The sequence below is a fragment of the Chryseolinea sp. T2 genome, from assembly GCF_037203685.1.
GTDB lineage: Bacteria > Bacteroidota > Bacteroidia > Cytophagales > Cyclobacteriaceae > Chryseolinea.
Map to the genome: position 1 here is coordinate 604,119 of NZ_JBBCAU010000002.1, position 10,465 is coordinate 614,583.

General features: G+C 45.6%; 7 protein-coding genes. All 7 read left to right on the forward strand.

Annotated features, from left to right (window positions below):
* The first annotated feature begins 558 nt into the window (after positions 1-558).
* Complete coding sequence (locus tag WBG78_RS07430; protein WP_337325765.1) at positions 559-777, forward strand: hypothetical protein; 219 nt, start codon at positions 559-561, stop codon at positions 775-777.
* Between the two features lie 363 nt (positions 778-1,140).
* Positions 1,141-3,033 (forward strand): ATP-binding protein, encoded by a 1,893-nt coding sequence (locus WBG78_RS07435; protein ID WP_337325766.1) that lies wholly within the window; start codon positions 1,141-1,143, stop codon positions 3,031-3,033.
* A 54-nt stretch (positions 3,034-3,087) separates the two neighbouring features.
* Positions 3,088-3,480 (forward strand): response regulator, encoded by a 393-nt coding sequence (locus WBG78_RS07440; protein WP_337325767.1) that lies wholly within the window; start codon positions 3,088-3,090, stop codon positions 3,478-3,480.
* A 248-nt stretch (positions 3,481-3,728) separates the two neighbouring features.
* Complete coding sequence (locus WBG78_RS07445; protein ID WP_337325768.1) at positions 3,729-5,555, forward strand: MutS-related protein; 1,827 nt, start codon at positions 3,729-3,731, stop codon at positions 5,553-5,555.
* Between the two features lie 85 nt (positions 5,556-5,640).
* Positions 5,641-6,363 (forward strand): membrane or secreted protein, encoded by a 723-nt coding sequence (locus tag WBG78_RS07450; protein WP_337325769.1) that lies wholly within the window; start codon positions 5,641-5,643, stop codon positions 6,361-6,363.
* 320 nt (positions 6,364-6,683) lie between these two features.
* Positions 6,684-8,066 carry a paraquat-inducible protein A gene (locus tag WBG78_RS07455; protein ID WP_337325770.1) on the forward strand — a complete coding sequence of 461 codons (1,383 nt, stop codon included), beginning with the start codon at positions 6,684-6,686 and terminating at the stop codon, positions 8,064-8,066.
* A 695-nt stretch (positions 8,067-8,761) separates the two neighbouring features.
* Positions 8,762-9,919 (forward strand): PAS domain-containing sensor histidine kinase, encoded by a 1,158-nt coding sequence (locus tag WBG78_RS07460; RefSeq protein ID WP_337325771.1) that lies wholly within the window; start codon positions 8,762-8,764, stop codon positions 9,917-9,919.
* Positions 9,920-10,465 lie beyond the last annotated feature (546 nt).

The following is a 10,465-nucleotide window of genomic DNA, read 5'->3' on the forward strand; positions in this document are numbered from 1 at the left end:
GACGATTTCTATCCACGATAACGGGTATACCTCACAGTTTGCCCCAACTTTTTGTCTGGTACAGTAGCACTGTCCACCAGTTCGAATTTTTAGTGATTGTTTCTCACTAGTGGCTTACACATTTGCCAATGTCGCGTCGATTTACATAGATGTCACCACAATATTGGTCTGCCAAAAGCAATCCACTTTTGATCATTTGTTTGAAAAGTATGGCGAATAGGCTGTAGCGCCCACGCAACCTTCACTAATGCGCCAATGCGGGATAATTGCTGTGCACAATTGATACCTGAATTCTTCTAAAACTTATCAGGATTAATCCGTTCTCACATTGCTTGTTATACAATGTAGCCAGAGTGAGAAGAGATCGAGCAACAAACTCTACACTGTGCTGTTTGTAGGAAGCGCGGCAGTCGCAGGAAGAAATTTGTTCTTGCGATAACCGTCGGAATTCTTCTCGGGAAAGGCACAATAACCGGGGTGCTATTCGCCGTCAAAAGGTGGCTTGTATATTGACCACTTACCACAAAACGTACAAGTTTTTTATATTAATATCCGATTATGATGACCGCGAGAAGCAGAGTGTTGTTGGACGACAGGATTAAAGCCTATGTCATCGAACAGTTAAAAACGGAATTTCAGGACGATTATAGATTGATAGCTGACAAGGTTGAGTCGCTCATCCAGGCTCATACTTTTAAGGATCTGCGCTATCTTCTTCGAAAGGAATTGTTAAACGTAAGGTCTCTCGACTTTGACAGGACTCACCGGGCAGATTGAAAAGGTGGGAAAGATTTTGAATTCACATTGACAGAGATAATGATCACTGCAAAACAACCATAGAAGGAATCCAACGTTAGCGCATTTCGTGGGGCAGGGTTTGAGCGATCTTATTTTGCGGATAGATCCATCTGCATTTCATTTACTGATCGAATATAGAGACGAGCAGTCCTGTTCGGATTTACAGTCGGGTAAAATCCAATCACTCAAACCTTTTCCACGAAACGCGCTAATGTTGGACCACTCCGCCAGCTGATGTCGCCGATTTTATCCGCCGGAAGTTCGTCTGCTGACCAGCAAACCGTTCTAATCCCTTTGAATTCTGTCCTGAAATGTGTAATTTATTTAAAGAAGTTACAGATCGTGCGCTTTCTTATTTTCTCCAGGTTAGCGATCTGGCTCCTGACTGCCGCGTTCTTGCTGGCCCTCGTGACGTTGTCTGTAACTCATATTCGAAATGGACGCAGTCGCAATATGGAGCTATGGATCGAACACACCTACGACGTTATTCAAACGTCCCAGTTTCTATTGGCCCAGATCAGTACTGCCGACGCATTTCAACACAAAGTTCTAAATGAAGATTTTTCTGCAGGATCGATGAATGCTTATCGTGTTGCATTGAAGCTTGTCGACTCCACTCACCTGGTTCTTGCGCAACTGATAAGGGATAACAGGTCTCAGTCGAAGATCTTGAGCCGTAAAATTACGCCGCTGATTAACACACAGGTAAGGAGATGGCAATCCGAACTAGCGGGTAAAACAAATAACTCTCGGATAAATGGTAACGCATTAAGTGGTGAGGCCGGCGATAGCATAACAGATAGCATTCACCAGCTCACGTGGGAACTCATTCGCAATGAAAAGGCGCTGTTGGCGGCGCGAAAGAATAATTTGCGGGAAACTTATTTGGTAAATGACTTGATCAGATATGTATGCCTGACTTCTATCGCTGCCATCAGTCTCGGTGCGATTGGTGTGGTGTATAACCAGCAGCGCTTAAACAATAACCTGTTGGCTGATTTGACCAGTTCGAACAATGATTTGGAGGATAAGGTTGCGAAACGAACCCGTGAGCTGGAAATCAGGAACAAGTCTCTCAGTGATAGCCTTGAGGAGATCGTAGTATTGAATCAGAGCATCGAACGAACTAACTCAATCTTGTCAGAATCGTTGCAGGAAGTACAGTTTCTGTACGAGTACGCGCCATGTGGATACCATACCGTCGATCGTCACGGAAACATTACTAAAATTAATAAAACCGAACTCGAATGGTTGGGATATACGGAAGAGGAAGTGATAGGAAAAAAGACTGTTGCCGATGTACTCACACCTGCGTCATTAAAGGCGAGGACAGCTCTTATCGAGGAGTTAAAGAAACTGGGGCGATTGGAAGGGCTGGAGTTTGACCTGATTAGAAAAGACGGATCCACGCTGCCGGTCCTGCTGAACACAATTGCCTATTTCGATGAGAATGGAGAGTATGTCAGGAACCGTTCTGCGATGTTCAACATCAGCGAGAGAAAATTACTCGAACAAAACCTGGGAACTGCAAATCAACGCCTGAAAATACTGAATGAACAGAAAGATAGTTTCCTGGGTATGGCTAGTCACGATCTGAAAAATCCATTACACTCTATAGCAGGATTGCTGATGCTTCTTCGGAAATCAGAAGGAAATGCAGAAGACCAACACCTGTACATCGATATGATGGAAACATCACTCCGGAAAATGGAAAACTTAATTGGAAAGCTGCTGGATTTAAATAAGATTGAAAGAATGGAAATCGAGATCACCAGGTCGCCGGTTGACATTCAAAACTTAATTCACGCTGTCGTTGACATGCACAAAATTGACGCGAAACAAAAAGATATCAGGTTAGTTGCCGAGGTGTCGACCGGTAGGAGGTTAATAACGGATGGTGTATTGGTTAATCAGATGCTTGACAATTTGATTTCAAATGCTATTAAATTTTCTTCTCCGGGAACTTCGGTTTTTATTCGCGCCGTTGACGCTGATTTCGACAAAGTTCGCGTTGAAGTGCAGGATGAAGGTCCTGGTATCCTGCCGGAAGAAATGGGAAAATTGTTCGGAGCTTTCCAGCGGCTCAGTGCCCATCCAACAGCCGGAGAGCCTTCCTCTGGCCTTGGACTATCGATCGTCAAAGCCCTGGCTGAGTTATTACATTGCAAATTAGAAGTGTCTTCTCTTCCGGGAACAGGGAGCACATTTTCAATTGTGGTTTCAAACCTCCGTTGATTCTGAAAATCTTTATCCTGCTTTTTAGTACCTTGCTCTAAATTATCACCTGCCTTGAAAACGATCTTTGTAGTCGACGATGATCCTGATGATCTTGACATCTTCTCTCAGGCTGTTCGCGAGATTGATGCTTCTATCATTTGTATTGAATGTGCCGATTCAATGATTGCCGGTCATTTATTGAAGACAATGATCTTGCCCGACATAGCAGTGCTTGATATTAATATGCCGTTGTGTAACGGTTACGAATTGTTGAAAGATATCCGATCCGACAGCCGTTTGAACGACCTCCCTGTGGTTATGTTGTCTACGACTATGGACGATCGCTCCAGGAACCAGTTGCAGGATATGGGAGCTCAATACATGTTGACGAAGCCAGCTACCTTCGGGGAGTACGTGGAGATGGTTAGGTCAATCGTAAAAGGGCAGCGCTCATCGTCGTGTTAAAGGATCTCCCACTGAATTTTCTTCTCGCGTTTGGGCGTTTCTATCAATGCCACTATTTGCACTTTTACATTTTACATTTAGTATTTTACATTTTGCGGTTTTCGTCGCCACCAATTGAGACAACCTCAACTCCCATGGCTCATCAAAAATGGAATTGATCATTGAATCAGTTCTTTTATTAATTTGTCAATTAATCACTACTCCGGTTATTTCTGAGATACAATGCCACCGTTAACCACGTTCAAGCAATGAGAATTTATCAGACTAACATTGAAAAATACAAGGACGCTGCCTCGAGATTAAAACGGAAATCCGACCTGCTTTCCATGTATAGGCTGTGCGTCTTCGTTCTCTCAGGATTGGCAATTTTTATTCTACGTGATCAGAGCTTTCTACTGCTATTCCTCGTTATAGCTCCTTTATGTGTGTTTGGTTTTGGTTTCCTGGTGAGGCGCCATACAAACGTTGATAACCTCGCCCAGTATACGTCTTCTTTACGGGAAATAAACGAACACGAGATGCTGCGACATGAAAACAAGTTAACAGGTTTCGCGTCAGGTGACAAATTCATCGACAGCAATCATCCGTATGCATCGGATCTTGATATTTTTGGTAATCACTCGATTTTTCAACTTATAAATCGCACGACTACTGAGCAGGGTGAACGGCAACTTGCTGATTGGCTTTCAACAGCGGCCCCGAACATTGTTATCCTTAAAAGGCAGGAAGCGGTCAAAGAACTTTCTCCAATGTTAGAATGGAGGCAACACTTCCATGCAGCCGGTATGCAATTCAGACATACAAAGGACGAGTTCGATCAACTTCTGAGTTTGGTAGAGAAGCCAGTTCGCCTGCTGACGAAAAAGGCGAAATACATTACTGTGTGTGTACTGTTATCCTTGCTGTCCACCAGTGCGGCAGCATACTTTCTACGCCATGCCTTTGCTCTAAATACCGCGGAGGATCTTATTAAATATTCGGTTCCATTAATAATTATGCTATTGATTAACTCGATGGTTCTCCGAAAGTTTAGGTACCTCACAGACGAATTCATAAAAAATATACATCGCGATATAAAATTACTACAGACCTACCAGTCACTCTCCGCTAAGATCGAATCAGCGAAGTTCCAATCCGAACTGCTCCGGAAACTTCAGTCTTCTTTATGCACCAGCAACACCGCTAAGGAAATCAAACGCTTAGTTAGAATGTTGGAAGTACTGAAACTCAAGGGCGGCAAACGACAGTTTAATAATTTCTTTTACTCAGCCGCCAATGCGCTTTGGTTTATGGATGTTTATTTAATCATTGCTGTTGAACAATGGAAGGCACAGAATTCTTCGATACTTAGAACATGCGTTGATGCTGTTAGTGATTTTGAAGTACTGAGCAGTTTGGCGGGATTTCACTGTTCAAATCCATCCTTTGCGTTTCCCGAAATTGTGGATGAACAATACCATTTTGATTTTAATAGTGTCGGACACCCTTTGATAAACAGAGAGAAAAGAGTTTACAACGACTTCTGCCTGAGCGACCGGGGGAATATCGGGGTAGTTACCGGTTCAAATATGTCAGGGAAAAGCACCTTTTTGAGAGCGCTTGGCATGAACGCGGCATTGGCGTTGATGGGAGCGCCATGTTGCGCCCAATCAGGTCGCATATCAAACATCAGGATATTTTCCAGCATGCGGACAATGGATAGCCTGGAAGAAGGTGTGTCGTCGTTTTATGCAGAACTCAAAAGAATAGCGGGCCTGCTGAATTTGCTAAAGCACGGGCATGCTGTATTCTTCGTGTTGGACGAGGTGTTTAAAGGAACCAATTCAAAGGATAGATGTCAGGGGGGCTATTCATTGATTAAACAACTTAGTAAACTCAATTCCATCGGTCTGATTTCGACCCATGATCTCGAGTTGGCGGCCATGGCAGAGAAGCGTGCCGGAGCAATAAACTATAGCTTTAATAGTACGCTGCAGAACAATGAGTTGATCTTTGATTTTGCACTCACTAAAGGCGTATGCCGCGACGCTAACGCAATCGAGTTAATGAGAAGGAGCGGTATAGAGATTCTTTAATTTTGTGCAGCCTGTCAGTAGTATCAATCTGTAGCAGATAGTTTTCTTTTGTGCAAGAGTATCAATTGATAAAACAATTCAGCGGATGAAAGCAATAGGGATTAAGTTGTTACTGGTTTTGGCAATAGCCATGAGCCACGTGTACGCACAGAACTCGCCGGAACTCGTTGGTGCATGGGAAACTGGTTCCGACGTGAAGAAGACAAAAATCTACAGTGAACAATTCTTTGCGGTCAGCGTGTACAGTACGGAAACCAAAAAGTTCGTCTCTACCACTGGCGGACGCTGGCGGAAAAATGAAAATGAAATCATTGAGACCATCGAGTTCGATTCGGAAAGTCCACAGAACGTTGGAACAGAGCGGAAGGTAGGTTATACGTTGCAGGCAGGTAAATTAACGCTTACCGTGAATGGAAAAAGTGAGCAGTGGGCGCGAGTTGACGACGGCACTCCAGGCAAGCTACCAGGCGCATGGATAATCACCGGACGTATGAACGATGGAAAGATGACGCAGATGAATCCCGGAGCGCGGCGTACGATGAAGATACTTTCAGGGACACGATTCCAATGGATCGCCTACAACGTGGAGACAAAGGAATTCTCCGGAACAGGTGGAGGCACATCCACAACGGAGAACGGAAAATACAGGGAACATATCCTCTTCTTTTCGCGCGACGATAACCGCGTCGGTTCGGATCTTCAGTTTGACTTTTCAATGGAGAACGGTGACTGGCGCCACAGGGGACTGAGCAGCAAAGGCGATCCCATTGATGAAGTATGGAGCAAACGCGAGAAGGTTGGGCTTTGATTGGCGGAGCGACCTTATATACGCAGTCCTTCGCTCTCACACTGTTCCTCCCTCTGAAATTCTCCAAGATGTACCACGCCACAATCACCCACGACCGTGAGAAGTCGCTCCACCCATGTCCACGAACACAATTAACGTTGGACCGCCCCTGTGCCACACATGAGTATGAATTTCCTCAATGGTAAATGCAATTAGATTCCATTTGCCTGATTTTGTAGACGTTTTTCCACCCAGCGAAGCAACGTGCGAGTGGCCTGCGCTTTGTCAATGCCTTTGCGGCTCCTTAACCCGCCGCGCCGCCGGTCGCTAACCGGAACAATGTGGCAACTGTAAAGCATCAGATCACTCTCGCGCTCCTCGTCATACCGTTCCTGGTAGGAGCAACGTATTGCAGCTTTCGCATTTACAATCTTGCTCACGAGCGGGCGGCCATCAAGGCTGACTATAGTAGCATTAATAACATCACCTATGGCCTGTTGTCTGTCGATGCCTGGAAAGATCACCTCGTTCGCATAGTGTCCAACAGGATCGACGAGTTTGAGCTGAGTGCTGAGCAGGAGAAAGTAATACAGTTGCAGGTTGAATCAGTATTGCATGCCGTGATCGATAAGGCCGATACCATCATGCATCAGAAGAGAAAATCACTGAAGGGAATTGTGCGTAAGGCTGTGATCAACGCCCTGGTAAGCGAACGAAAGATCCACGCGAAGGTCCCCGAATTCGCGACGACCATCGTAAGGGAGATTAAGAAAGATGAGAACAAGAAGAAGATGAAGGAGCTTGTCTTATCAAAGATCAAAGAATACGGTGCGATTACCTACGACAGTTCTAACGACGTTGCCCGATTGGAAATGCTTCTGTCGAAATACGGCGCGACCGATGTGCCTACCTTCAATGCGAATATCGAAGAACGTTCTGATGTGCTCGGTGCAGAACTATATAAGCTTGCCCTAATTGAAATAGGGATCGTTGTTTTGTTCATGAGCTTGTGGATGTTTTTTATGAAGTATCGGCATGTGCATAATCTTTTATTCTCTGCGTCCGTCGCACTTGCGCTCATTGTGCTGGTGGCAGGCCTCACAGCACCAATGATCGAAATAGATGCCCGCATAAAGGAAATGAGTTTCTTTCTTCTGGGGGAGAAACTGATATTCAACGATCAGATCATCTTCTTCCAAAGTAAAAGCATTGTTGATGTGGTGCATGTCCTGATCACCAACGGGCATTGGGACTCGATGGTAGTCGGCATGCTGATTCTCATCTTTAGCATACTGTTTCCCCTGGCGAAACTGATAGGAAGTCGTTTCTATCTAGTGGGAAATTCGGGATGGCGAACGTCAAAGGTTGTGCGCTTCTTCGCCCTGAAGTCAGGCAAATGGTCGATGGCTGATGTTTATGTCGTCGCCATTTTCATGGCGTACATTGGATTCAAGAGTATCCTTGACAATCAACTGGCCAACCTCAATTTTAAGACGCAGTCACTTGCGAGTATATCCACTAACGAAACGACCCTTCAGCCTGGATTCATGCTGTTCATTTGTTATGTGATTTATAGCCTGGTGTTATCTACGTTGCTGGAAAAGATTAAAGGATCGGCAACCGATAAGTTCCGTCTTTTCTCTCCCGTTTTCAGAATGCTTGGATCTGTCAAACGGCCAGGGCATGCTCACGACGTGGCAGCGAAGACCGTCAGCCATCACTGAGCCGGTGGAATGAGACGAACACACTCGGATTGAAAGCAGGCAAAACATAAGCTGAGAACATCCAACGTTAGCTGCGTTTGTGGACATGAGTTGAGCGACCTTATTTTACCGATAGAATCAGATGATCATCGCTTGCAGCGTTCACGCTGGCAAGCCGGCGCGAGTGCAACGAAGCGGCCAGGTGGTGTTAAGAGAGGAATGAGACGAACGCACTCGGATTGAAAGCAGGCATAACATCAGATGAGAGCGTCCAACGTTAGCTGTGTTCGGGGGACATGGGTTGAGCGACCTTATTTTGCGGATAGAATCAGATGATAATTGCTTGCAGCGTTCAAGCTGGCAAGCCGGCGCGAGTGCAACGAAGCGGCCAGGTGGTGTTAAGAGAGGAATGAGACGAACGCACTCGGATTGAAAGCAGGCATAACATCAGATGAGAGCGTCCAACGTTAGCTGTGTTCGGGACATGGGTTGAGCGACCTTATTTTACGGATAGATCCAGCTGCCTTTCATTTACTGAAGATCTATAGAGACGAGCAGTCCCGTTAAGTCCCACTGCCGAGTAAAATCCAGTCGCTCAACCCATGTCCCGAACACAGCTAACGTTGGACCTATCCTCATCGTGATTCCTGACCAGAAGAATTAGTCTTGATTTTAATTCCATACCACGTTATATTCAATCATTCCATTCCTTTCCTATGTCAACGTTTAGCATTTTTGACCGAATGCTTGAAGGCGTACAGGTGATTGATCATCAGTATCGATACCTCTATGTCAACGACGCTGCTATGGTTCAGGGAAAGAAACATTCAAGGGATGAACTTATCGGCAGGACGATGATGGAATGTTATCCGGGTATTGATCAAACGCCGCTTTTCGAGAGGATCAAAACCTGTCTTCAAAGTGGAGTCTCGCAGGAATGGATAAATGAATTTGAGTTTCCTGATGCCACAAAAGGTTTCTTTCAGCTTAAGATTATTTCAATCCACGAGGGTGCGTTGATCATGTCTTTTGATGTGACAGACCAGAAGAAGGCGGAAGCCATCATAAAAGATAATAACGAGTATCTGGAGCTGATGGTCAGCATGAGGACGGCTGAATTAAAGGCGCAGCAAATAATTATTGAAGATCAGCTTCGGTTTGTTTCTGGTATAAATGAAACGCGGGAGCGATTATTTGCAGTAGTGGCCCATGACCTGGTGGCACCACTTCAGTCAGTACAAGGATTGATTAATCTTTTGCTTGGAGACACGACTGCATTCAAACAGGATGGTATTCGTAGTATCATTGAACAGCTGCACCTCAGTGTACAGAATACGATAAGTCTTGCTGAGAAGCTGATCTTGTGGGCGAGGACGCAAACCTCCATTCACAGTCGGCCTCAATTGGAGCAGGTGCGGGTTGCCGGCCTGGTCGATGACGTTGTTAGGCTGTATCAGGCGCTGGCGGAGAAGAAGAAGATAAAGTTGGTTGCTAATGTCGCGCCGAACATTTGCGTTAATGCCGACGAACATCAACTGTCATTTATCATTCGGAACCTTGTCAACAATGCAATTAAGTTTACCGGCAACGGCGGTGAAGTACGCATCGAAGTGCATGAGCGGGAATCGAAAGTTGAGATTTGTGTTTCTGATACGGGCATTGGTATATCGAAAAGTCTTATCGAAAAAATTCAGCGGGCACAGGTTGACCGCAGCGTCGCAGGAACGATAGGAGAGAAGGGAACAGGCCTGGGTCTGATGTTGTGTTACGAGTTCATTGCCCAGAATAAATGGCACATCGACGTTGAAAGTGTTCCAGGTATAGGATCGGCTTTCAAGGTACACATCCAATCGGATAACAAGGAAGAGGACTAGCGATCCTGCCAAATTACCCGACCCACTTCCGCACGATGAACTTTCTCTACAATGGGCTTAGGCCCGTACATCCTTCCGACGTTACCGCTGTGTGATTGAAAATCGATTCGTTCGATAGATCAATCGTTCTACGGGACCACTGATGCCTCCCTGCATTTTATTCGCGGCGACCCCTACACACGGTACTACACAGACATCAACCTATTTTAAAGTGTGGGAAAGCAAAGCCGCAGTCTCCCTTGTCTCGGAATTAAACAAACTACGAAGCGCGCGCTCTCCAAAAACAACTTTAGCAAACGCACTGAGCTTCCAAATCAACGCACCTCCCGAAAACTCTAAAACTCCCTTGCCTCCCGACCCTGCATTTTATTCGCGGCGACCCTACACACGGTACTACAACAGACATCAACCTATTTTAAAGTGTGGGAAAGCAAAGCCGCAGTCTCCCGTGCCTGCGGCGCCCCGCGCCGTCTCGGAATTAAACAAACTACGAAGCGCGCGCTCTCCAAAAACAACTTTAGCAAACGCACTGAGCTTCCAAATCAA

Bases quoted from the DNA above. Each gene is read 5' to 3' on its own strand.
- WBG78_RS07460 (WP_337325771.1), top strand. From the start codon at position 8,762: ATGTCAACGTTTAGCATTTTTGACCGAATGCTTGAAGGCGTACAGGTG.
- WBG78_RS07450 (WP_337325769.1), top strand. From the start codon at position 5,641: ATGAAAGCAATAGGGATTAAGTTGTTACTGGTTTTGGCAATAGCCATG.
- WBG78_RS07445 (WP_337325768.1), top strand. From the start codon at position 3,729: ATGAGAATTTATCAGACTAACATTGAAAAATACAAGGACGCTGCCTCG.
- WBG78_RS07430 (WP_337325765.1), top strand. From the start codon at position 559: ATGATGACCGCGAGAAGCAGAGTGTTGTTGGACGACAGGATTAAAGCC.